Here is a 21,726-nt window from a genome sequence, read left to right as displayed (position 1 = left end):
AGGTGCAAAATGACGCTCCTTTTATCCTCGTCGGACGATTTGATGAAACGTGTTTCTCAACTGACCGCGCTGGCCCTTGCGCTTGGCCTCGCCTCTTCTGTCTTCGCCGCTGAAACGGCACAAACCCTGACCTTCACCCATCTGCTCCAGCAAAAAGGCACCGCCATCGATACGCGACTGAGCGCGTTCTATAACGGCTGGCCGCAGCAGGCGAACGGCCCGCAGGGGCATGAACCGGGGGCGCTTAACCTCTCCGCCAGCTGGCTTTCCGCCATGAACAATGAGCAACTGAACGCCTGGGCGCAGCAGCACCAGCTGAAAAAAGAGACCTCTATCGCCCTTTACGGCGACAGCAAAGATAATGACGCGGTGGCTAAGCGTCTGAAGGATGCGGGCTTCACCCACATTTCCACCCTCAGCGACGCGCTGCAACAGCCTGAGCGCCTGCAAAAGCTGCCGCACTTCGAACAGCTGGTTTACCCGCAGTGGCTGCACGACCTGCAGCAGGGTAAAGACGTTCCGGCGAAACCGGCGGGCGACTATAAGGTGATTGAAGCCGCGTGGGGCGCGCCGAAGCTGTATCTGGTCAGCCATATTCCGGATGCGGGCTATATCGACACCAACGAAGTAGAAAGCGAGCCGCTGTGGAATAAAGTGTCCGACGCGCAGCTGAAGGAGATGCTGGCGAAGCACGGTATTCGCCACGACACCACCGTGATTCTCTACGGCCGCGACGTTTACGCGGCGGCGCGCGTGGCGCAGATCATGCTGTATGCGGGCGTCAAAGACGTGCGTCTGCTGGACGGCGGCTGGAAGACCTGGTCCGATGCCGGCCTGCCGGTAGAACGTGGGTTAGCGAAAGAGGTGAAGCCAGAGCCGGACTTCGGCGTTACCATCCCGGCGCAGCCGCAGCTGATGCTGGATATGGAACAAGCGCGCGATCTGCTGCATCGTCAGGACGCCTCGCTGGTGAGTATCCGTTCATGGCCAGAGTTTATCGGCACCACCAGCGGCTATAGCTACATCAAGCCAAAAGGTGACATTGCGGGCGCGCGCTGGGGCCACGCGGGTAGCGACTCTACCCATATGGAAGACTTCCATAACCCGGACGGCACCATGCGCAGCGCCGATGATATTTCGGCGATGTGGAAATCATGGAATATCACACCGGACCAGCAGGTTTCCTTCTACTGCGGCACCGGCTGGCGCGCCTCGGAAACCTTTATGTACGCCCGCGCGATGGGCTGGCAGCACGTGAGCGTGTACGACGGCGGCTGGTACGAGTGGAGCAGCGACCCGAAAAACCCGGTGGCTACCGGCGATCGCGGCCCGGATAGCGCCCGTTAATTTGCCCCTTCATGACGCTGAAGCCTTTTCAGCGTCATGTACCCTCCCCACACGCGATTGAACGTTGTCAGCCAGCACAGCGCGCCAAACACCCACGCCATCCACGCAAACCACGCCGGGAACAGACAGCTGAGCACAAACAGCAGGATCGTCTCAGTGCCTTCGGTTAACCCGCCAAGATAGTAAAACGACTTGTGCGCGTAGCCCGGGTTATCAATCTGATGCTTCGCCGCCAGCGCCGCAAAGGCCAGAAAGCTGCTGCCGGTGCCCATAAAGGCGAACAATAGCCAGCCACCCGCCAGCGCGTTGGCGGCCGGGTCGGCGAGCATAAAGCCGAACGGCACCAGCGCGTAGAACAGGAAATCCAGCGCGATATCGAGAAAACCGCCGGCATCGGTCAGCCCGCGCCGCCGGGCCAGCGCGCCGTCGAGGCCATCCAGCAGCCGGTTCGCCACAATGACCACCAGCGCCGCGCCGTACCAGCCCAGCGCCAGGAACGGCAGCGCCAGGATACCGATAGCGAAGCCAAACAGCGTAAGGCCATCCGCCGACACGCCGGGCTTATCCAGCGCCTGCGCCGCACGGTTAAGCCACGGTTTGAGCCGCGGGTGAAGATGTTTATCCAGCATCGGTGTTATCTCCCAGCGGGCACAGCCCCTGCGACGGAATCTCCAGCGCGGCGTTAAAGCGGGCGGACAAATTCTGGAACGCCACCAGCGCCGTCATTTCGCTAATTTGCGCCTCATTAAAGTGACAGTGTAACGATTGTTTCTGCGCGGTGGAGATCTGCGGAGGCGTGGCGGTCATCGCCTCGGCGTAGTCCAGCGCGGCGCGCTCTGCCGGGGTAAACAGCGGCGAATTACGCCAGTCGCCCAGCGCCAGCACTTTATCCATCGCCCCGCAGCGCTCGGCCAGACGCAAGCTGTTGGCGTCGATACAGAATGCGCAGTCGCACTGCTGGGATACGCGGGTCATCAGCAGCGCGCGCAGCGTCGGGTCGAGTCGTGCTTTTTTGCGCTCCAGATAGCCGACAAACAGCGCTACCAGCCAGAACAGGCGCGGCATGCGCCCCCACCAGCGCGTGGGATTCAGGACCTCGCCATAGTGCTTGCGCTGCATGGCGGCAATCGGTTTTAAACTGAGCGGTAAGTGGCTGAGCGGCTGCACCCAGGGTTGGCGATTTTTCACCCGCAGACTCCTGCAAAACTTTAGCTAACGGCAAAGCAAGGATAATATGGCAACTCCTTTATCTCGTCTTTGACCGTTATGCTAAAAACCATTGATGTTGTTGCCGCGATTATCGAACAAAATGGCAAAATTCTCCTCGCCCAGCGCCCGCCTCATGCCGATCAGGCCGGTCTTTGGGAGTTTGCCGGCGGTAAAGTTGAGGCCGGTGAGAGCCAGCAGGCGGCGCTGGTGCGTGAACTGCAGGAAGAGCTGGCGATTACCGCCTGGCCCGCCTGCTATGTTGCCAGCCACCGTCGGGAAGTTTCCGGGCGTATTATTCATCTGCACGCCTGGTACGTGCCGCGCTTCGACGGCGAGCTTATCGCGCGCGAGCACAGCGCGCTGGCGTGGTGTACCCCGCAGGAAGCGCTAGCCTACAATCTGGCGCCTGCCGACGTCCCACTACTGGAAGCCTTTATGGCGTTACCCGACGCCACACGAGCGGGTTGGTGCTGAGGGTGCGTTCATCCCGCTGGCACTGGAGCAGTACGCCTTCGGTTTTAATCACCGCCCCTTCAGAATAGTTTTTATTTTCATAAATACAGCACTGGGCGCACGGCTGCGCGCGCTGGCTGCTGTTGTTATTACTGAACACTTCAGGCGGAACATTCACTTCCACCTGAGGGCAGGCCTGCGCGACGTTGCAAAACAGCGCCAGCGCCCCGGCAATCCACAAGCATTTCATTATCTATCTCCTTAAAAAAACACCTCTTATTACTATCGACCAGATTGGCGTTCAACTTAACTTTTTTACGTCATCGCTTTTGGTTATGACCCGACGCCGAGTATTAATTTTATTCTGCTTCCGGAAAATCCTTGTCATCCGTTAGCAGGGTAGTGATATAGTCGAAATAACGCACGTTATTAAACACAACCATAACAACTACATACATCCACAATCATAAGAGGTACTTATACTTATGGACAAGGTTTGCTCCCTGGATACCTTCCTGGCTCATGTTCAACAGCGCGACCCACACCAGACCGAGTTTGCTCAGGCCGTACGCGAAGTCATGACAACACTCTGGCCGTTCCTCGAACAAAACCCGCGCTATCGCCAGCTGTCCCTGCTGGAAAGATTAGTTGAGCCTGAGCGAGTGATTCAGTTCCGCGTGGTGTGGGTGGACGATCGTAATCAGGTCCAGGTGAACCGCGCCTGGCGCGTGCAGTTCAGCTCGGCCATCGGGCCGTTCAAAGGCGGGATGCGTTTCCACCCGTCCGTAAACCTCTCTATTCTGAAATTCCTCGGCTTCGAACAGACCTTCAAAAACGCCCTGACTACCCTGCCAATGGGCGGCGGTAAAGGCGGTTCTGACTTCGATCCGAAAGGCAAAAGCGAAGGCGAAGTGATGCGCTTCTGCCAGGCGCTGATGACCGAACTCTATCGTCATCTGGGCTCCGACACCGACGTTCCGGCGGGAGATATCGGCGTGGGCGGTCGTGAAGTCGGCTTTATGGCCGGGATGATGAAAAAACTGTCCAACGACACCTCCTGCGTGTTCACCGGCAAAGGGCTCTCCTTCGGCGGCAGCCTGATTCGTCCGGAAGCCACCGGCTACGGCCTGGTGTACTTCACCGAAGCAATGCTCAAACGTCACGGTCTGGGCTTCGAAGGCATGCGCGTGGCGGTGTCCGGTTCCGGTAACGTGGCGCAATATGCCATTGAGAAGGCTATGGAGCTGGGCGCGCGCGTGATCACTGCTTCCGACTCCAGCGGGACCGTGGTCGATGAGTCTGGCTTCACCAAAGAGAAGCTGGCGCGTCTGTGCGAAATCAAGGCCAGCCGCGATGGCCGCGTCGCCGACTATGCGCGTGAGTTTGGTCTGGTGTATCTGGAAGGCCAGCAGCCGTGGAACGTGGCGGTGGATATCGCCCTGCCGTGCGCCACCCAGAACGAGCTGGACGCCGATGCGGCGCGCGTACTGATCGCCAACGGCGTGAAGGCAGTTGCGGAAGGCGCCAACATGCCGACCACTATCGAGGCGACGGATCTGTTCCTCGAGGCGGGCGTTCTGTTCGCACCGGGCAAAGCGGCGAACGCCGGTGGCGTAGCGACTTCCGGCCTGGAAATGGCGCAGAACGCCGCACGTATGAGCTGGAAAGCGGAGAAAGTGGACGCCCGTCTGCACCACATCATGCTGGATATTCACCATGCCTGCGTTGAGCACGGCGGTGAAGCGAAGCAGACCAACTACGTTCGCGGCGCGAACATCGCTGGCTTTGTGAAAGTGGCTGACGCGATGCTGGCGCAGGGCGTGATTTAAAACAAATAGCCCGGACGCGTAAGCGATGCCGGGCTATCGTTTTGAACCGTAGGCCTGATAAGCGCAGCGCCATCAGGCGGTCTGAGCACATTGCCGGATGGCGGCGTATACGCCTTATCCGGCCTACAAAAGGACATCCCCGACTATGCGTCTGGTGCAGGGCTTGCCGACGCTTTCTTACTCTTCCCCTTCCCTTTACTGAACGTTTTCTTTGCGCCGCTTGGCGCTGCCAGCCCGCGGAACTGCCGCACCGGCGTACTCTTAGCCTGATCGATCAGCTGGAACAACGTCCCCACCAGCGGTTGCATAAAGTCCTGATAACGGCACTGCTTTTCGCTGATTTGCGTCAACGTGGACTCCCAGTGCGCGGTCATATCCGGGCGGGTTGCCATTTCGGGCAGCGAATGGAACAGCGCTTTACCGGCGTCGGTAGAGTGAATGTAACGCCCTTTCTTGGTCAGAAAACCGCGCTTAAACAGCAGCTCGATAATGCCCGCGCGCGTAGCTTCGGTGCCTAAACCGTCGGTCGCGCGGAGGATCTTTTTCAGATCTTTATCCTGCACAAAACGGGCAATACCGGTCATCGCCGACAGCAGCGTGGCGTCGGTAAAGTGGCGCGGCGGCTGGGTCTGTCGTTCAACGACTTCACCGTTCTCGCACAGTAATTCGTCCGCTTTGGTCACCACCGGCAGCGGCGTGCCGTCGTTCTCTTCGTCACGCTCTTTCGCGCCCAACAGCGTACGCCAGCCCGCTTCCGCGAGGAAACGCGCTTTGGCGACAAATTTGCCGTTGGCGATATCCAGATCGATCTGGCACTTGCGGTAGACCGCATCCGGGCAGAACTGCATCAGATACTGACGCGCAATCAGGTTATACACCTTCGCTTCGTTGTCGTTGAGATTGACGCTGCTGGCGCGCGCGGTCGGAATAATCGCGTGGTGGGCATCGACCTTTTTGTCGTCCCAGCAGCGGTTGCGGGTCTCGGTGTTGACCACCGGCTGCGGCAGCAGAACCGGGGCGTGAACGCCGATTGCATTGATCACCGCATGGCGGCCAGCAAAGTGCTCTTCCGGCAAATAGCGACTGTCGGAACGCGGATAGGTGATGACCTTGTGGGTTTCATACAGTTTCTGGCAGATATCCAGCACGTTCTGCGCGCTGAGGCCAAAACGCTTCGCGGCCTCAATCTGTAAGGCCGACAGCGAAAACGGCAGCGGCGCGGGCTCAGAATCGCGCTTATCATTATAGGCGGTCACCAGCGCGGGCTGCCCGGCTATCCGTTTCACCACGTGCTCGGCAAGCGCGCGGTTCAGCAGGCGACCTTCTTCATCCTGATGCGGTTCACAGGCTTCGCTTGGCTGCCAGACGGCGGTAAAGCGTTCGTCTTTCGGCGTCACGATGTGCGCCTTCACCTCGAAGAAATCTTTCGAGACGAAGTTTTCAATCTCTTCGTCGCGGCGCACCACCAGCCCCAGCACCGGCGTCTGCACGCGGCCGACCGAGAGCACGCCCTGATAACCGGCGTTACGCCCCAGAATGGTGTAGGCTCGGGTCATATTGATGCCGTACAGCCAGTCGGCGCGGGCGCGGGCCAGCGCCGAGACGCACAGCGGAATAAATTCGCTGTTGGCGCGCAGACGGGAAATCGCCCGCTCCACCGCCTGCGGATTGAGATCGTTAATCAGACAGCGCTGCACCTGCTGGCGTTTTTCCGCCGGCAGCTGCAGGTAGTCCAGCACCTCATCCACCAGCAGCTGCCCTTCGCGGTCGGGGTCTCCGGCGTGAATGACTTCGCTGGCGTCGTGCAGAAAACGCTTGATGACGTTGAGCTGTTTGGTCACCGACGCCCGGGGCTGAAGCTGCCACTTTTCCGGGACGATCGGCAGGTCCTGGAGATTCCAGCGGGCGTAGCGGCTGTCGTAAACGTCCGGCTGCGCCTGCTCCAGCAGGTGACCAATGCACCAGGTCACCACCTGACCGTTGCCACATTCGATAAAGCCGTCGCCCTTGCGGTGGGGTTTCGGCAGTACATCCGCAATGGCGCGGGCCAGACTCGGTTTTTCCGCAATGAACAGCCGCATGGGATTAGCGCAGCTCGACCATCGGACGGCCGCCGCGCGCGGTGACCAGTTCACCGATAGCGGTTAGCGTGATACCAAACTCAGCGGCAGCCTCCTGCACGGCGGCTTCGGCATCCGGCGTCACCGCCAGCAGCAGGCCGCCGGAGGTTTGCGGGTCGCACAGCAGCGCGCGCTGCGCGTCGCTCATCGCCCCCATAAGGTGACCGTAGCTGGCAAAGTTACGCTCGGTACCGCCCGGGACCGCGCCCTGAGCAATGTACTCTTCCACGCCCGGCAGCTTCGGCACCGCGGCAAAATCAATCTGCGCCTGAACGCCTGCGCCCTGGCACATTTCGCTCAGGTGGCCCAGCAGACCAAAACCGGTGACATCGGTCATGGCTTTAACGCCATCAATATTGGCAAACGCGGAGCCGACCAGGTTCATCTGGCACATCACTTCCGTCGCCAGCCCCTGATGTTCAGGCTTCAGCAGCGATTTTTTCTCGGCGGTGGTCAGCACGCCAATCCCCAGCGGCTTGGTCAGGAACAGCTTGCAGCCCGCCTGCGCGGTGCTGTTTTTCTTCACCCGTTCGGTAGGCACAATGCCGGTGACCGCGAGGCCAAAAATCGGCTCCGGCGCGTCGATAGAGTGGCCGCCCGCCAGCGCGATACCGGCCTGCTTGCAGGCAAAGCGCCCGCCTTCGGTCACTTCACGCGCAATTTCCGGCGCCAGCTTATTGATCGGCCAGCCAAGGATCGCAATCGCCATAATCGGCTTGCCGCCCATGGCAAAAATGTCGCTGATGGCGTTGGTCGCCGCAATGCGGCCAAAGTCGAACGGATTATCGACAATCGGCATAAAGAAATCGGTGGTGCTGATGACCGAGGTACCATTACCCAGGTCGTAAACGGCAGCATCGTCGCGAGTTTCGTTGCCAACAAGCAGGTTAGGGTCGATAAACTTCGTTTGCTCGCTGTGCAGGATGGTCTCCAGCACTTTCGGCGAAATTTTACAACCGCAACCCGCTCCGTGGCTGTACTGCGTTAAACGAATGGCCTGCTCGCTCATGGACAACTCCTGTCATTGCTTTGGCATTTGCATAGAGGGTATATGGTAACGCCAGAACACAGCGGTGATAAGTACGACTGTCTGAATTCGCGGGCATTTGCCTGGAATGCAGACAATCGTGGTGATTTTTCAGAGATAACGGACGAACGGCGCCGTGTCCGGCATCGCGATGGTGGTCGAGGCCTTCAGCTGTGGGGTGCCGAGGTAGAGAAAACCGACGATTTTATCCAGCTCGCCGCAGCCAAAGCCCGTGCGTACCACCGGGCTGTCGGTCAGCGCGCCGCTGCGCCAGATGCCGTTAAAGCCCTGCGCCACCGCCGCCATCTGCATCGCCATCACCGCGCAGCCAGCCGACATCTCCTGTTCCCACTTCGGTACCTTTGGGTGATCCTGGCATTTGGCGATCGCCACGATGATCATCGGCGCACGGAACGGCGCGTTGCGGGCTTTTTCAATCGCCTTCTCGTCGCTTTGCGCAGCCACCGCCCCCTGCTCCAGCAGTTGGCTGAAACGCTCTCGGCCTTCGCCTTCCACAATCACAAACTGCCACGGTTGCAGGGTGCCGTGATCCGGCGCGCGCAGCGCGGCGCGGAGAATATTTTGCAGCTGTTCCCCCGCCGGTGCCGGCTCGGCAAGGCGGGAAGCGCTACGGCGATTCACCAATAGTTCCAGTGCATCCATTGAATCACTCCTCTCACGTTATTTTTCATAAAATTAACATGCGCGAGGATTTTGTTACAGCGCCGAAGGCGATTCCTGCTGACAACCGGCGACGGTCTATTTAGGATAGCCTCACGTTTCACCGTTTCGGTGAACCTTTTTTCGTTATTGCAGGGAGAATAGATGCGAACCGTATGGCGCTTCATCGCCGGATTCTTTAAATGGACGTGGCGATTACTCAATTTCGTTCGTGAACTGGTGCTCAACCTGTTCTTTATCTTGCTGGTGCTGGTTGGCGTCGGCATCTGGATGCAGCTCAGCAGCAGTTCCACGGAACACAGCACTCGCGGCGCGCTGCTGATGGACATCAGCGGCGTGGTGGTCGATAAACCCTCGCCGAGCAGCAAGCTCAGCGTGATTGGCCGTCAGTTCTTCGGCGCCAGCTCCGACCGCCTGCAGGAAAACTCCCTGTTCGATGTTGTGCAGACCATCCGCCAGGCGAAGGATGACCGTAATATCACCGGTATCGTGCTGGATCTGAAAAACTTCGCCGGCGGCGATCAGCCCTCCATGCAGTATATCGGCAAAGCGCTGCGCGAATTCCGCGACAGCGGCAAGCCGGTCTATGCGGTGGGCGATAGCTATAGCCAGGCGCAGTACTACCTGGCGAGCTTCGCCAATAAAATCTGGCTGTCGCCGCAGGGCGTGGTCGACCTGCACGGTTTCGCCACCAACGGCCTGTACTACAAAACGCTGCTCGACAAGCTGAAAGTGTCGACGCACGTCTTCCGCGTGGGCACCTATAAATCCGCCGTTGAGCCGTTTATTCGTGACGATATGTCACCGGCGGCGCGCGAAGCGGACAGCCGCTGGATTGGCGAGCTGTGGCAGAACTACCTCAATACCGTCGCGGCAAATCGTCAGGTGACCGCGCAGCAGATCTTCCCCGGCGCACAGGGCGTGCTGGATGGGCTGCGTAAGGTCGATGGCGATACGGCGCAGTACGCGCTCGATAACAAGCTGGTGGATACCTTAGGTTCCAGCGCGGATATTGAAAAAGCGATGACCAAAGCGTTCGGCTGGAGCAAGGCCGACAATAACTACAGCGCCATCAGTATGTACGACTATACGGTGAAAACCCCGGCTGACAGCGGTTCAAGCATCGCGGTGGTCTTTGCGAACGGCGCCATCATGGACGGAGAAGAGACCCCGGGCAACGTCGGCGGCGACACCACCGCGGCGCAGATTCGCGATGCGCGTCTGGATCCGAAGGTGAAAGCCATCGTCCTGCGCGTTAACAGCCCTGGCGGCAGCGTCAGCGCCTCTGAGGTGATCCGCGAAGAGCTGGCGGCGGCGAAAGCGGCGGGCAAACCGGTTGTTGTTTCCATGGGCGGCATGGCGGCCTCCGGCGGCTACTGGATCTCAACCCCGGCGGATTACATCATCGCCAGCCCCAGCACCCTGACCGGCTCTATCGGTATCTTTGGGGTGATTAATACGGTGGAGAACACCCTCGACTCGATTGGTGTGCATACCGACGGCGTGGCTACATCCCCGCTGGCGGATATGGCGGTCACCAAGGCGCTGACGCCGGAAGTGCAGCAGATGATGCAGCTCAGCATTGAGAACGGCTACAAGCGCTTCATCACCCTTGTCGCGCAGTCACGTAAGAGCACCCCTGAAGCCATCGACCGCATCGCCCAGGGCCACGTCTGGACCGGTGAAGATGCGAAAGCGAACGGGCTGGTTGATAGCCTCGGCGACTTCGACGACGCGGTGAAAAAAGCCGCCGAGCTGGCGAAAGTGAAGACGTGGCACATCGACTATTATCAGAGCGAACCGACGTTCTTCGATATGGTGATGGATAACCTTTCCGGCTCCGTGCGCGCCTCGCTGCCGCAGGCCTTGCAGGCCTACCTCCCGGCCCCGCTGGCGAGTGCCGCCAGCGCGATGAAGGCCGAAAGCGATAAGCTGGCGATCTTTAACGATCCGCAAAATCGCTATGCAATTTGCCTGGCCTGCGCCAATATTCGCTAATCGCAATCCCCTCCTCACCGGAGGGGATTTCCTTTTGCTCAATCAATAGACAAACCATGCCAAAAAAATCCATTTACGTCGCCTACACCGGCGGGACCATCGGGATGCAGCGCTCTGACCACGGCTATATCCCGGTCTCCGGGCATTTGCAGCGCCAGCTGGCGCTGATGCCTGAGTTCCATCGCCCCGAGATGCCGGACTTTACTATCCACGAATACGATCCGCTGATGGACTCTTCCGATATGACCCCGGAAGACTGGCAGCACATCGCCGACGATATTAAAGCGCATTACGACGAGTACGATGGCTTTGTGATCCTGCACGGTACCGACACCATGGCGTTCACCGCCTCGGCGCTGTCGTTTATGCTGGAAAATCTCGGCAAGCCGGTTATCGTCACCGGTTCACAGATCCCGCTGGCCGAACTGCGCTCGGACGGGCAAATCAACCTGTTGAATTCGCTGTACGTGGCCGCCAACTACCCGATTAACGAAGTGACGCTGTTTTTCAACAATCGTCTGTATCGCGGTAACCGTACCACCAAGGCCCACGCCGACGGCTTTGACGCGTTCGCGTCGCCCAACCTCTCGCCGCTGCTGGAAGCCGGGATTCATATCCGCAAACTGGGTACCCCGCCCGCGCCGCACGGCGACGGCGCGCTGATTGTGCACCCGATTACCCCGCAGCCGATTGGTGTGGTGACGATTTATCCGGGGATCTCCGCCGATGTGGTACGCAACTTCCTGCTACAGCCGGTAAAAGCGCTGATCCTGCGCTCTTACGGCGTGGGCAATGCGCCGCAGAACGACGTCTTCCTCAAAGAGCTGGCGCAGGCCAGCAGCCGCGGTATTGTGGTGGTTAACCTCACCCAGTGCATGTCCGGCAAGGTCAATATGGGCGGCTACGCCACCGGCAACGCGCTGGCGCAGGCCGGGGTGATCGGCGGCGCAGACATGACGGTGGAAGCCACGTTGACCAAACTTCATTATCTGCTGAGCCAGGGGCTGGATGCGGACGCCATTCGCGCGGCCATGCAGCAGAACCTGCGCGGCGAACTGACGCCTGACGATTAAGGAGACGAGGATGAGCAAACGGGCTCTGCTTTTAGTCGATTTACAAAACGATTTCTGCGCCGGCGGCGCGCTGGCGGTCGCGGAAGGCGACAGCACCGTTGACGTCGCGAACGTGCTGATTCAGGCCGCCAAAATCCGCGGTGACGCGGTTATCGCAAGCCAGGACTGGCACCCGGCCAACCACGGGAGTTTCGCCAGCCAGCACGGCGTAGCGCCTTACAGCCAGGGAACGCTCGACGGCCTGCCGCAAACCTTCTGGCCGGATCACTGCGTGCAAAACAGCGACGGCGCGGCGTTTCATCCGCTGCTGGCTCAGCAGGCGATCGATGCGGTATTCCACAAAGGTGAAAGCGTGAACATCGACAGCTACAGCGCCTTTTTCGACAACGGCCATCGGCAGAAAACCGGGCTGGACGCCTGGCTGCGTGAGCACGGCGTTGACGAGCTGACCGTGCTGGGGCTGGCCACCGACTACTGTGTCAAGTTCACCGTACTGGATGCGCTCACGCTCGGCTATGCGGTCAACGTGATTACCGACGGCTGCCGCGGCGTGAATATCCAGCCGCAGGACAGCGCTAACGCCTTTATGGAGATGGCGACGGCAGGCGCAACGCTGTATACGCTGGATGACTGGCTGGAAATCCAGGGTTAATCCCGTGGCACCATCCCGGAGTCAGCGCTAAAGCGCTTCGTCCGGGCTACGATAACCGGGCCCGCAATCTGCGGTAGCCCGGCCGAGCGCAGCGACGCCGGGAAATAGCCGCTAACGTCCTCCCGTGAACTCCCTCGCAGATTTCCCTCCGCGGCAATGCTATGTTCGAAAGGCTGTTTTTTCGCCACGCCATTTCCGTGGCGTGTTTGCTTTTGAATGTCAAAGAGGACCGTGTATGAAACTTTTGCCTTTGCTGGCAGCATTACCCCTGCTCTGCGTTTCGGTTGTTTCCGCGAATTCCCTGATGTCCGTTGGCTACTTCAACGGCGGTGGTGACGTTACCGCCGGGCCGGGTGGCGATATCGATAAGCTGGACGTACGGCAAATTACCCACCTCAACTATTCGTTTGGCCTTATCTACAATGACGAAAAAGACGAAACCAACGACGCGTTAAAAGATCCTGCGAAGCTGCACCAGATCTGGCTATCGCCCAAGGTACAGTCCGATTTATCGAAAATCCCCGCGCTGCGTAAACAGAACCCGAATTTGAAAGTGCTGCTGTCGGTCGGCGGCTGGGGCGCTCGCGGCTTCTCCGGCGCGGCGGCAACGCCGGAAGCGCGCGCGGTGTTTATCCGTTCCGCTCAGGAGGTGGTGGCTAAATATGGCCTCGACGGTATCGATCTGGACTGGGAATACCCGGTAAACGGCGCCTGGGGGCTGGTGGCCAGCCAGCCTGCGGATCGCGATAACTTCACCACCCTGCTCAAAGCGCTGCGCGCGGCGTTTGGCGACAAAAAGCTGGTGACCATCGCCGTGGGGGCGAACGCGGAAAGCCCGAAAAGCTGGGTCGACGTGAAGGCGATCGCGCCGCTGCTGGATTACATCAACCTGATGACCTACGACATGGCGTACGGCACCCAGTACTTTAACTCGAACCTGTATGACTCAACGCAGTGGCCAACGGTGGCGCAGGCCGATAAATACAGCGCCGATTTCGTGGTCAATAACTACCTCGCCGCCGGTTTAAAACCCAGCCAGATGAACCTGGGGATTGGCTTCTACGGGCGCGTGCCGAAACGGAGCGTGGAACCGGGTATCGACTGGAGCAAGCCGGATGCGCAGAAAAATCCGGTCACCCAGCCTTACTTCGGCGCGCAGGAAATTGAGCTGTTTAAATCGCTCGGCGTCGACCTCAGTAAAGATACCTACGTGAAGTACAACGATATCGTCAGCAAGCTGCTCAACGACCCGCAGAAGCGGTTTACCGAGCACTGGGATGACCAGGCCAAGGTACCGTGGCTGTCGGTGCAATCGGCGGAGGGCAAGCCGCTGTTCGCGCTGTCGTATGAGAATCCGCGATCGGTCAGCATAAAGGCCGACTACATCAAGAGTAAGGGGTTAGGCGGCGCGATGTTCTGGGAGTACGGTGCCGATGACAACAATCAGCTGGCGAAGCAGCTGGCGGAGTCGCTGGGGATCAAACACTAACGCATCCTGACACGATAACCCGGTGACCTGACCGGGTTATCGTTTATCAGCAGGTGTCACACCGGCGTTAAAATCCCGCTTTGCTCATGAATACGGTAGCCTGCGCCCGGATGCGGAGCCTGAAGCCTGGCGCTGCCGCCAAACAGCTTCTCGCGTAGCGTCCCCTGGCTGTACTCGCGTTTATACACGCCGCGTTTTTGCAGTTCGGGTATCAGCAGTTCGACAACGTCAGTAAAGGTTTCGTGCGTGACCGCGTAGGCCAGATTGAAGCCATCCACGTCCGTCTCCTCCACCCACGATTGCAGCTCGTCCGCTACCGTTTCCGCGCTACCCACCACCAGCGGGCCAAAGCCGCCGATACCCACCCAGTCGGCCATGGCTTTCACCGACCACTGTTTATCCGGATCGGCGGTAGAGAAGGTATCGACTACCGACTGGATGGCGTTGGTTTTAGCATAGGTAAACACTTCATCCGGCTGGTACTGCCCGAAATCAATCCCCGTCCAGCCGGAGATCAGCGCCAATGCCCCTTCATAGCTGGTCCAGCTTTTGTACTCCTGCCACTTCGCCTGCGCGGCTTTATCCGTCTCACCAACGATCGCCGTTTGCATGTTGAAAATGAGAATACTGTGCGGATCGCGCCCCGCTTCCTCCGCGCGGCGGCGAATGTCCGCGACCGTTTTTTTCAGCGCGCTTTTTGACGGTGAAGCCACAAACACGCATTCGGCGTGGCTGGCGGCAAACTGCTTCCCGCGGCTGGAGGCACCCGCCTGATACAGCACCGGCGTACGCTGCGGCGACGGTTCACAGAGGTGATAGCCCGGCACGTCAAAGAATTTGCCATGATGGTTAATGGCGTGAATTTTACTCGGATCGCTGAAAATGCGCCGCTCACGATCGCGCAGAATCGCCCCCTCCTCCCAGCTCCCTTCCAGCAGCTTGTAGATAACCTCCAGATACTCATCGGCATAGTCGTAGCGGGCATCGTGCGCCGTCTGCGCCTGCTGGCCGATATTGCGCGCCCCGCTTTCCAGATACGAGGTGACGATGTTCCAGCCCACGCGGCCTTTGGTCAGGTGATCCAGCGTCGAGAGACGGCGAGCAAACGGGTACGGGTGCTCAAACGACAGCGAGGCGGTCAGGCCAAAGCCCAGATGCTCGGTCACCAGCGCCATCGGCGTCACCAGCGCCAGCGGATCGTTTACCGGCACCTGCGCGGCCTGACGGATCGCCGCATCACCGTTGCCGTTATACACATCGTAGACGCCCAGCACGTCGGCAATAAACAGGCCGTCAAACTTTCCCCGCTCCAGCAGACGCGCCAGATCGACCCAATAGTCCAGATCCTTATACTGCCAGGAACGATCGCGCGGGTGCGCCCACAGCCCCGGCGACTGATGGCCGACGCAGTTCATATCAAAAGCATTCAGACGAATTTCACGTTGTGAAGACATAGCGGTCTCTCCTGCGCCCGGCTTTCCCGGCGCAATAATCAGTTTACAGGTAGGTTCAGGCGGTGACGTTCTGGTGGCTGGCCAGCGTTTGCAGCACCGTTTGCGCAACCTGACGGGCGTGATCCGCCACCTGCGGTAGCCCCATCAGTTCGCCAAATCGTCCGCGCGCCGCCGGGCCGGCGACCCAGACGCGCGAAGAGGTGCCAACGGCCTGCGAATGGGCGTTAACCTCAATCCCCAGCCCCAGCGCATCCGGGCGAAGCAGCCCGCTCCGCTGGAGCGCTGCCAGAAACGGCTCACTGGCGACCAAATCGGCATGGTCTGGCCCCGTCGTCAGCACCAGATAGTCCACTTCTTCCCGCAGGCTCCCAGCACCGCGCAGGGCTAGATCAAGGTGAAAACTCTCGCCCTCAGCGGTCAGCGCGCGCAGCCGCGCCGCCAGCGTGCGAAATGTGCCGTCGGCCCGTTTTTCGGCAATGGCCTGCGCCACCTGTGGCGCAATTCGGTAGCGATGCACGTCCCAGAAGCGGCGCAAATGGCGCAAAAACTGCCGTTTTTCCCGCTCGCTAAGCTGCTGCCAGATGTTCTGCCCCTGCCCGCGCACCGCGTCCAGTACGCTTTGCCAGGGCAACCCCAGCGCCGCCGCACGCGGGATATCCGCGCGGATCTGCCGCAGACGCTGGCGCAGCGTGCCGGTTTGGTAGTCGGCCTGCCACGTCGATGCGGCGAGCGGAGCATTCGATCTGGAGAGCAAACCGTGGCGTGAGAAGGCGAACGTTGCCCCGTAATGCCCCTGTCGTTGCAGCGTCGCGACCACGTCCGCCATACTCAGCGCCGTGCCCATAATGGCGACGCGCGCGTTGTGTGGGATCGCCGCTAGCGCCTCCGGGCGCCACGGATTCGCTATCAGCCGCGGATGGTGAGCAAGGGGCTGAACCACCGTCGGCAAGCGCGGCGCCGGGTGGCTTATCGCCAGCACCATGCCATCGGCGCGCAGCCGTTGCCCCCCGGCAGTCACCACGCAGCCGTCATGCCAGCCGATCGCGCGATCGCGTAGATGCGTCAGACGCCCGTCCTGCCCCTTCACGGCCTCGGCCAGATTCTCCTGCACGTAGCGCCCAAATACGCCGCGCTGTGGATAGACGCTGCCGTCAGCGAGCCGCGCCTGGGGATCCTGTGGAAAATCGCCATGCCGGCGATACCAGCGATCAAACGCGCCGTCGTCGTCTCCCGCCAGCTGCATTCGCGCTGCGGGGACGTTGATGCGATGTGCGGGATCGGTCGCCGAGTAGGCCACGCCACACCCCAGCGCCGGACGCGGCTCCACCACGCTAATGCGCAGAGCGTGACGCGACTCACGCAACAGGTGAATCGCCACGGCCGTGCCGCTGAATCCCCCTCCCACGATCACAATGTGAGGTTCGCTTTCTTGTCGTGACATTGCCGCCTCCTCAACTGGCGCTCGCCTGCGGAACAGGACGCTTCGCCCCGCCGATGGTTTCCCCAAACGGCCCGGTGTTGACCTGCCCTTTCGCGGAACGCGGCTGCGTGCTGGCTGGCAGCAGCGGCATAACCAGCTCGGCAAAGCGGTGCGCCTCTTCAAGATGCGGGTAACCAGAGAAGATAAAGTTGGTGATCCCCAGCGCCTGATATTCACGAATGCGTTCGGCAACCTGCTGCGGATTTCCCACCAGTGCGGTCCCTGCGCCGCCGCGAACCAGCCCGACGCCGGCCCACAGGTTAGGGGCGATGCGCAGATTATCGCGGCTTCCCTTATGCAGCGCGCTCATTCGCGCCTGCCCGGCGGAGTCCATGCGGGCAAAAATCTGCTGCGCCTGTGCGATGGTGTCATCATCCAGGTGCGCAATCAGCTTATCCGCGGCCGCCCACGCTTCTTCCTCCGTCTCGCGCACAATCACATGCAGGCGGATTCCGTACTCTAGCTTGCGGCCCTTTTCTTCGGCCCGAGCTTTGACAACCGCCAGTTTTTCCGCCACCTGCGCTGGCGGTTCGCCCCAGGTCAGATAGGCATCAATATGGTCGGCGGCCACGTCTATCGCCTCCGCCGACGAGCCGCCAAAATACAGCGGCGGCCCGTTGCGCTGTACCGTCGGGAACAGGACTTCCGCCCCTTCAACCTGAATATGCGCGCCGTGATAATCCACCTTTTCCCCCGCAAGCAGGCGACGGTAAACCTCAAGGAATTCATGAGTCACTTCATAACGCTCGCGGTGGCTCAGGAAAATGCCGTCGCCTTTGTTCTCTACCGGGTCACCGCCCGTCACAACGTTAATCAGCAGGCGTCCCTCGGAGAGACGATCCAGCGTCGCCGCCATCCGCGCCGCCAGCGTGGGCGGCTGCAGACCGGGACGCACCGCGACGAGGTAACGCAGATTGCGGGTGATGGGGGCCAGTGCGGCGGCCACCAGCCATGAGTCTTCACAGCTTTTTCCCGTCGGGATCAGTACGCCGTAGTAACCAAGGCTGTCCGCCGCCAGCGCCACCTGTTGCAGATAGGGAAGATCCACCGGACGCCCTCCTTCGGTGGTGCCCAGATAGCGCCCATCACCATGGGTGGGTAAGAACCAGAAGAGATTAATTTGCTCAGCGGCTTGTACTGTCATTATCCATTTCCTTTATAACTATATTTGGTATTTATAGAAGCGGTTATCTTCGTCAGTTATAAAGAGATTAGCGAAATACATGCCAACTTTTGAATGCGTTAATATCTTTATTTATTAATAGGTTATAAACACACTCACGTTTTGCCACATGCTGCAAATGCAACACCCTGACGGCACAAACTGCCGCAATGGCAACAATCGGCCGTTTACCCCCTCTGGAATCTTGCGCCGCCAACAGATACCGTCCAGACATGAACTTGCTGGAGAATTCCGATGCTCAACGCAGAACTCACATTATCCGGGCCGGTACTGGTCGACCCGGCTTCACAAGCCTTTCAGAACGTGCTGGCGCGCCTTGCCCCCACCGACGCCACGGTGTTAATCGTCGGTGAAACGGGTACCGGCAAAGAGGTGGTGGCCCGCTATCTGCACCGTCATAGCCTGCGGGCAAACGGCCCTTTCCTGGCCGTCAACTGTGGTGCGCTAACCGAGTCGCTGGCGGAATCAGAGCTGTTTGGCCATGAGAAAGGCGCATTTAGTGGCGCGACGCATACCCATCAGGGTTGGTTTGAAGCCGCGGAGGGCGGTACGCTGCTGCTGGATGAGATTGGCGAGCTGAGTTTGTCGTTACAGGTTAAGCTGCTGCGTGTCCTCCAGGAACGCGAGATTACGCGCGTCGGTTCCCATAAGCCGATTGGCATTAACGTCCGCGTGGTGGCGGCCACCCACGTCGATCTGGCCCGTGCTATCCAGGAACGTCGCTTTCGCGAGGATCTTTTTTATCGACTCAATATCGCCGCCGTGACCCTGCCGCCGCTACGTCAGCGCCAGCAGGACATCACGGTTCTGGCGCACCACTTTGTACAGCTTTATGCGCGGCGGCTCGGCCGCCCGGCACAGCGGCTCTCAGAGCAGGCGCTGGCGCTGCTGCATGACTATCCGTGGCCGGGAAACATTCGTGAGCTGGAAAATACCCTGCACAACGCGGTGCTGCTGAATCCAGAGGTAGAGCTTGGCCCTGAACATCTCCGCCTTACTACCGCCCCTTCCACGTCGCCTTCACCGCCGGCGCAACAGGATGAACTGGCGGCGTTTATGCGTCGCCAGCTGCTGGCGCACAACGGGGCGCTGTACGATCGCCTGCTGCGCGCCATGATCCAGACGGCAATGAGCCAAAGCCACAATAACCAGAGTCAGGCGGCACAGCTGCTTGGCATCAGCCGCCATACGCTGCGGACGCAGCTGGCGCATCTGGGGGTCATCAAGCAACGGCGTAAGCCCGCAGAGCGGCCTTCCGCTGCGCCACGTGAACGCGAACTGCGCATTGGCTATCAACGTTTCGGCAATCTGGGCGTGCTGAAGGCGCGTCAGCTGCTGGAGCAGAATTTTGCCAATCTGGGTATCAACGTGATGTGGAGCGAATATCCCGCCGGGCCGCAGCTGCTGCAGGCGCTCAGCAATGATGAAATTGATTTTGGTACCACCGGCGAAGCACCCCCGATTTTCGCCCAGGCAAAAGACAATTCGCTGCTGTATGTGGCCTGGGAGCCGCCGGCGCCGCGCAGCGTGGCCATGGTGGTGCCGAACGCCAGCGATATACGCTCGCTCGCGCAGCTGCGGGGCAAGCGCATTGCGCTGAATAAAGGTTCGAACGTGCACTGGCTGCTGGTGCAGATTCTGGAAGAAGCGGGATTGGGGCTTGATGACGTCAAGGTGGTCTATGCGCCGCCCAAATATCCGCTGACCGCCAGCGACTATCTGTCCGCCGACGCCTGGATGATGTGGGATCCGGTGCTGAGCGACGCCGAGCGCAGCGGGACGCTACGGGTGCTGGCAACCGGTGAAGGCCGCGTCAATAATCATCAGTTCTATCTCACCCGCCGCCAGTACGCGCGGCAAAATGAGGAGGTCATTGCCGGGGTCGTGGCGGCGCTGGTGAAAACGGGAAAATTTATCGACCGGCATCGCCACGAAGCGGCGAAGCTGCTAGCGGGGGAACTGGGGCTGGACACCGAGGCGTTGGCCTGCGCGCTGGCGCGGCGTAGCCATCAGACGCGAGAAATGGATTTGCAGGCCATACGCGCCCAGCAGACCATCGCCGACCGCTTTTACGCGCTGGGCCTGCTGAGCAGGCCCGTCGCGGTCAGAGAAGCGATGTGGTACGCCAGAGAACGGCTGATCGAGCCATGGGCGGCCGCTTAGTGCGGTTTAAATGTCGCAATCGGCTTCGGCGCGATGCCGAAGTCTTCTTTCAGCTGCTGCTTGCTCTTCATCACCATCTGACCGCGGGTATCAATGGTCATGTGCTGCGCATCGCTGTTATTGCGCGACTGCCAAAGCATCACCAGCTGTAAACAGTTCTCTTTTTGTTCGTCGGTGAGCGCCACGCCGTCCGGCCATTTTCCGAGCTCCACCGCGGTGGCTAAGCGCTGGTAAATTTCCGGCGTCATGTTGTCGATCATTTGCTCAATACTCATGTTCAGCCCCCTCTCCTGTGGAATAATTTGCTGAATCGTTTCTTCAACCTTTGGTTGCGTCGCCGCTCTCGTCATCCGTAAAGCTGAGCGACGCGGAATTAACGCAAAAACGTTCGCCGGTCGGCTGCGGGCCGTCGGGGAAGACGTGCCCCAGGTGCGCATCGCAATTTCCGCAACGAATTTCAGTACGTTGCATGCCGTGGGAGTAATCATTGAGATAACGAATGGCGGTATCGCTTACCGGCTCATAAAAACTTGGCCAGCCACATCCGGAATCATACTTGCTCTGGGAGTGAAAAAGCGGCGCGTCGCACACCAGGCAGTGGTAGATCCCATCGCGCTTGTTGTGCAGCAAACGTCCGGTAAATGGCGGCTCTGTGCCATGTTTCTGGGTGACATAGAACTGCATCTCACTGAGGGTATTTTTCAGGTCTTCTGGGGCGGGTTTGTTCACCATTTTTCTCACATCTCGCTATGAAAAATACATTTACATGGCGATTCTAACAAAACATTAACAATGAAGCGTGAACTTTTGTTCTAAACTTAATCGGCGTGAAAAGGCAGCCAGGTAATTGTGATAAACATCACATTTTTATCTCGCGTGCCCTTTAAAATTCCCGGCGCCGCCCTCATGTGGTTTCTAGCTCATAGGAAGAGTGAGACAGGTTAGTCGTGCAAAGCTTAGGCAGCAGATTGATTTGTCGCAATGATTGACACGATTCCGCTTGACGCTGCGTAAGGTTTTTGTAATTTTACAGGCAACCTTTTATTCACTAACAAATAGCTGGTGGAATATATGACTATCAAAGTAGGTATCAACGGTTTTGGCCGTATCGGTCGCATTGTTTTCCGTGCTGCTCAGGAACGTTCTGACATCGAGATCGTTGCAATCAACGATCTGTTAGACGCAGACTACATGGCTTACATGCTGAAATATGACTCCACTCACGGCCGTTTCAACGGTACCGTAGAAGTGAAAGACGGTCATCTGATCGTAAACGGTAAAAAAATCCGTGTTACCGCTGAACGTGATCCGGCTAACCTGAAATGGGACGAAGTTGGTGTTGACATCGTTGCTGAAGCAACTGGTCTGTTCCTGACTGACGAAACCGCTCGTAAGCACATCACCGCTGGTGCGAAAAAAGTTGTTCTGACTGGTCCGTCCAAAGACAACACGCCGATGTTTGTTAAAGGCGCTAACTTTGACAAATACGAAGGCCAGGACATCGTTTCTAACGCATCCTGCACCACCAACTGCCTGGCTCCGCTGGCAAAAGTTATCAACGACAACTT

21 protein-coding genes are annotated in these 21,726 nt (G+C 59.3%); 9 read left to right on the top strand and 12 right to left on the bottom strand.

Features of this window, described 5'->3' with window-relative positions:
• Positions 1–42 precede the first annotated feature (42 nt).
• Positions 43–1,347, top strand: a complete 1,305-nt coding sequence (locus ACK5JN_RS09335) for a rhodanese-like domain-containing protein (RefSeq protein ID WP_416869966.1) — start codon at positions 43–45, stop codon at positions 1,345–1,347.
• Here the strand turns inward: ACK5JN_RS09335 and ACK5JN_RS09330 are convergent.
• Both ACK5JN_RS09330 and ACK5JN_RS09325 read right to left on the bottom strand, forming a co-directional pair.
• Positions 1,344–1,976: a CDP-alcohol phosphatidyltransferase family protein gene (locus ACK5JN_RS09330; protein ID WP_416869918.1), complete on the bottom strand. Its 633-nt coding sequence runs from the start codon at positions 1,974–1,976 to the stop codon at positions 1,344–1,346. The two genes, ACK5JN_RS09335 and ACK5JN_RS09330, sit on opposite strands and share 4 nt — an antisense overlap.
• On the bottom strand, positions 1,966–2,535 hold the full coding sequence (locus ACK5JN_RS09325) for a carboxymuconolactone decarboxylase family protein (protein WP_416869917.1): 570 nt from the start codon (positions 2,533–2,535) through the stop codon (positions 1,966–1,968). Before ACK5JN_RS09325 ends, ACK5JN_RS09330 begins: the two co-directional genes overlap by 11 nt.
• A 78-nt stretch (positions 2,536–2,613) precedes the next feature.
• Between ACK5JN_RS09325 and ACK5JN_RS09320 the strand changes: the two genes are divergently transcribed.
• Positions 2,614–3,030: a pyrimidine (deoxy)nucleoside triphosphate diphosphatase gene (locus tag ACK5JN_RS09320; protein WP_416869916.1), complete on the top strand. Its 417-nt coding sequence runs from the start codon at positions 2,614–2,616 to the stop codon at positions 3,028–3,030.
• Here ACK5JN_RS09320 and ACK5JN_RS09315 read toward each other — a convergent pair.
• Positions 2,990–3,259: a DUF1496 domain-containing protein gene (locus ACK5JN_RS09315; RefSeq protein ID WP_416869915.1), complete on the bottom strand. Its 270-nt coding sequence runs from the start codon at positions 3,257–3,259 to the stop codon at positions 2,990–2,992. The genes ACK5JN_RS09320 and ACK5JN_RS09315 overlap by 41 nt on opposite strands.
• A 235-nt stretch (positions 3,260–3,494) precedes the next feature.
• Here ACK5JN_RS09315 and gdhA point away from each other — a divergent pair, with 235 nt between their 5' ends.
• On the top strand, positions 3,495–4,838 hold the full coding sequence (gdhA, locus tag ACK5JN_RS09310) for an NADP-specific glutamate dehydrogenase (protein WP_167576135.1): 1,344 nt from the start codon (positions 3,495–3,497) through the stop codon (positions 4,836–4,838).
• A gap of 143 nt (positions 4,839–4,981) precedes the next feature.
• On the opposite strand, the gene ACK5JN_RS09305 is transcribed toward gdhA, so the two are convergent.
• From ACK5JN_RS09305 to ACK5JN_RS09295, 3 genes are all read right to left on the bottom strand, one after another.
• On the bottom strand, positions 4,982–6,919 hold the full coding sequence (locus ACK5JN_RS09305) for a DNA topoisomerase III (RefSeq protein WP_416869914.1): 1,938 nt from the start codon (positions 6,917–6,919) through the stop codon (positions 4,982–4,984).
• Between the two features lie 4 nt (positions 6,920–6,923).
• Positions 6,924–7,967, bottom strand: a complete 1,044-nt coding sequence (selD, locus tag ACK5JN_RS09300; RefSeq protein ID WP_065357628.1) for a selenide, water dikinase SelD — start codon at positions 7,965–7,967, stop codon at positions 6,924–6,926.
• Between the two features lie 129 nt (positions 7,968–8,096).
• Positions 8,097–8,648 carry an NAD(P)H nitroreductase gene (locus ACK5JN_RS09295; RefSeq protein WP_416869913.1) on the bottom strand — a complete coding sequence of 184 codons (552 nt, stop codon included), beginning with the start codon at positions 8,646–8,648 and terminating at the stop codon, positions 8,097–8,099.
• A 162-nt stretch (positions 8,649–8,810) separates the two neighbouring features.
• Here ACK5JN_RS09295 and sppA point away from each other — a divergent pair, with 162 nt between their 5' ends.
• The 3 genes from sppA to pncA are packed head-to-tail and all read left to right on the top strand — an operon-like array spanning position 8,811 to position 12,389.
• Positions 8,811–10,664 carry a signal peptide peptidase SppA gene (gene sppA / locus ACK5JN_RS09290; RefSeq protein ID WP_416869912.1) on the top strand — a complete coding sequence of 618 codons (1,854 nt, stop codon included), beginning with the start codon at positions 8,811–8,813 and terminating at the stop codon, positions 10,662–10,664.
• Positions 10,665–10,720: 56 nt separating this feature from the next.
• Positions 10,721–11,737, top strand: coding sequence for an asparaginase (gene ansA, locus ACK5JN_RS09285; protein ID WP_416869911.1), 1,017 nt, complete (start codon positions 10,721–10,723; stop codon positions 11,735–11,737).
• Positions 11,738–11,747: 10 nt separating this feature from the next.
• A complete protein-coding gene (pncA, locus tag ACK5JN_RS09280; protein WP_416869910.1) occupies positions 11,748–12,389 on the top strand; it encodes a bifunctional nicotinamidase/pyrazinamidase in 642 nt (213 codons plus the stop codon).
• On the opposite strand, the gene ACK5JN_RS09275 is transcribed toward pncA, so the two are convergent.
• Entirely contained in the window at positions 12,386–12,577 is a 192-nt protein-coding gene (locus ACK5JN_RS09275; protein ID WP_416869909.1) for a hypothetical protein, read from the bottom strand. The genes pncA and ACK5JN_RS09275 overlap by 4 nt on opposite strands.
• A 47-nt stretch (positions 12,578–12,624) precedes the next feature.
• Between ACK5JN_RS09275 and ACK5JN_RS09270 the strand changes: the two genes are divergently transcribed.
• Positions 12,625–13,878 (top strand): glycoside hydrolase family 18 protein, encoded by a 1,254-nt coding sequence (locus tag ACK5JN_RS09270; RefSeq protein WP_416869908.1) that lies wholly within the window; start codon positions 12,625–12,627, stop codon positions 13,876–13,878.
• A gap of 56 nt (positions 13,879–13,934) precedes the next feature.
• Here ACK5JN_RS09270 and ACK5JN_RS09265 read toward each other — a convergent pair whose 3' ends face one another.
• Genes ACK5JN_RS09265 through ssuD form a run of 3 tightly spaced genes read right to left on the bottom strand, consistent with a single transcriptional unit; the run spans position 13,935 to position 17,956 of the window.
• Positions 13,935–15,332 (bottom strand): LLM class flavin-dependent oxidoreductase, encoded by a 1,398-nt coding sequence (locus ACK5JN_RS09265; RefSeq protein WP_416869907.1) that lies wholly within the window; start codon positions 15,330–15,332, stop codon positions 13,935–13,937.
• A gap of 55 nt (positions 15,333–15,387) precedes the next feature.
• Positions 15,388–16,773, bottom strand: a complete 1,386-nt coding sequence (locus ACK5JN_RS09260) for an FAD/NAD(P)-binding protein (RefSeq protein WP_416869906.1) — start codon at positions 16,771–16,773, stop codon at positions 15,388–15,390.
• Between the two features lie 10 nt (positions 16,774–16,783).
• Positions 16,784–17,956 (bottom strand): FMNH2-dependent alkanesulfonate monooxygenase, encoded by a 1,173-nt coding sequence (ssuD, locus tag ACK5JN_RS09255; RefSeq protein WP_416869905.1) that lies wholly within the window; start codon positions 17,954–17,956, stop codon positions 16,784–16,786.
• A gap of 273 nt (positions 17,957–18,229) precedes the next feature.
• Between ssuD and ACK5JN_RS09250 the strand changes: the two genes are divergently transcribed.
• Positions 18,230–20,158, top strand: a complete 1,929-nt coding sequence (locus tag ACK5JN_RS09250; protein WP_416869904.1) for an aliphatic sulfonate ABC transporter substrate-binding protein — start codon at positions 18,230–18,232, stop codon at positions 20,156–20,158.
• On the opposite strand, the gene ACK5JN_RS09245 is transcribed toward ACK5JN_RS09250, so the two are convergent.
• Both ACK5JN_RS09245 and msrB read right to left on the bottom strand, forming a co-directional pair.
• A complete protein-coding gene (locus tag ACK5JN_RS09245; RefSeq protein ID WP_416869903.1) occupies positions 20,155–20,433 on the bottom strand; it encodes a YeaC family protein in 279 nt (92 codons plus the stop codon). The genes ACK5JN_RS09250 and ACK5JN_RS09245 overlap by 4 nt on opposite strands.
• Positions 20,434–20,476: 43 nt before the next feature.
• The gene (gene msrB / locus ACK5JN_RS09240; protein ID WP_416869902.1) at positions 20,477–20,890 is read right to left on the bottom strand and encodes a peptide-methionine (R)-S-oxide reductase MsrB; all 414 of its coding nucleotides are present in this window, start codon (positions 20,888–20,890) and stop codon (positions 20,477–20,479) included.
• A gap of 339 nt (positions 20,891–21,229) precedes the next feature.
• Between msrB and ACK5JN_RS09235 the strand changes: the two genes are divergently transcribed.
• A partial coding sequence (locus tag ACK5JN_RS09235; RefSeq protein ID WP_416869901.1) for a glyceraldehyde 3-phosphate dehydrogenase NAD-binding domain-containing protein occupies positions 21,230–21,726 on the top strand: 497 nt, incomplete at its 3' end.

This window comes from Kluyvera sp. (assembly GCF_047971185.1).
Lineage (GTDB): Bacteria > Pseudomonadota > Gammaproteobacteria > Enterobacterales > Enterobacteriaceae > Kluyvera.
The sequence above is the reverse complement of the archived record's forward strand: the minus strand, read 5'-3'. Positions and strand labels throughout refer to the sequence as shown.

Coding starts and splice junctions, on each gene's coding strand:
- ACK5JN_RS09335 (WP_416869966.1), top strand. CDS start 43: ATGAAACGTGTTTCTCAACTGACCGCGCTGGCCCTTGCGCTTGGCCTC.
- ACK5JN_RS09330 (WP_416869918.1), bottom strand. CDS start 1,976: ATGCTGGATAAACATCTTCACCCGCGGCTCAAACCGTGGCTTAACCGT.
- ACK5JN_RS09320 (WP_416869916.1), top strand. CDS start 2,614: ATGCTAAAAACCATTGATGTTGTTGCCGCGATTATCGAACAAAATGGC.
- ACK5JN_RS09315 (WP_416869915.1), bottom strand. CDS start 3,259: ATGAAATGCTTGTGGATTGCCGGGGCGCTGGCGCTGTTTTGCAACGTC.
- gdhA (WP_167576135.1), top strand. CDS start 3,495: ATGGACAAGGTTTGCTCCCTGGATACCTTCCTGGCTCATGTTCAACAG.
- ACK5JN_RS09305 (WP_416869914.1), bottom strand. CDS start 6,919: ATGCGGCTGTTCATTGCGGAAAAACCGAGTCTGGCCCGCGCCATTGCG.
- selD (WP_065357628.1), bottom strand. CDS start 7,967: ATGAGCGAGCAGGCCATTCGTTTAACGCAGTACAGCCACGGAGCGGGT.
- ACK5JN_RS09295 (WP_416869913.1), bottom strand. CDS start 8,648: ATGGATGCACTGGAACTATTGGTGAATCGCCGTAGCGCTTCCCGCCTT.
- sppA (WP_416869912.1), top strand. CDS start 8,811: ATGCGAACCGTATGGCGCTTCATCGCCGGATTCTTTAAATGGACGTGG.
- ansA (WP_416869911.1), top strand. CDS start 10,721: ATGCCAAAAAAATCCATTTACGTCGCCTACACCGGCGGGACCATCGGG.
- pncA (WP_416869910.1), top strand. CDS start 11,748: ATGAGCAAACGGGCTCTGCTTTTAGTCGATTTACAAAACGATTTCTGC.
- ACK5JN_RS09270 (WP_416869908.1), top strand. CDS start 12,625: ATGAAACTTTTGCCTTTGCTGGCAGCATTACCCCTGCTCTGCGTTTCG.
- ACK5JN_RS09265 (WP_416869907.1), bottom strand. CDS start 15,332: ATGTCTTCACAACGTGAAATTCGTCTGAATGCTTTTGATATGAACTGC.
- ACK5JN_RS09260 (WP_416869906.1), bottom strand. CDS start 16,773: ATGTCACGACAAGAAAGCGAACCTCACATTGTGATCGTGGGAGGGGGA.
- ssuD (WP_416869905.1), bottom strand. CDS start 17,956: ATGACAGTACAAGCCGCTGAGCAAATTAATCTCTTCTGGTTCTTACCC.
- ACK5JN_RS09250 (WP_416869904.1), top strand. CDS start 18,230: ATGCTCAACGCAGAACTCACATTATCCGGGCCGGTACTGGTCGACCCG.
- ACK5JN_RS09245 (WP_416869903.1), bottom strand. CDS start 20,433: ATGAGTATTGAGCAAATGATCGACAACATGACGCCGGAAATTTACCAG.
- msrB (WP_416869902.1), bottom strand. CDS start 20,890: ATGGTGAACAAACCCGCCCCAGAAGACCTGAAAAATACCCTCAGTGAG.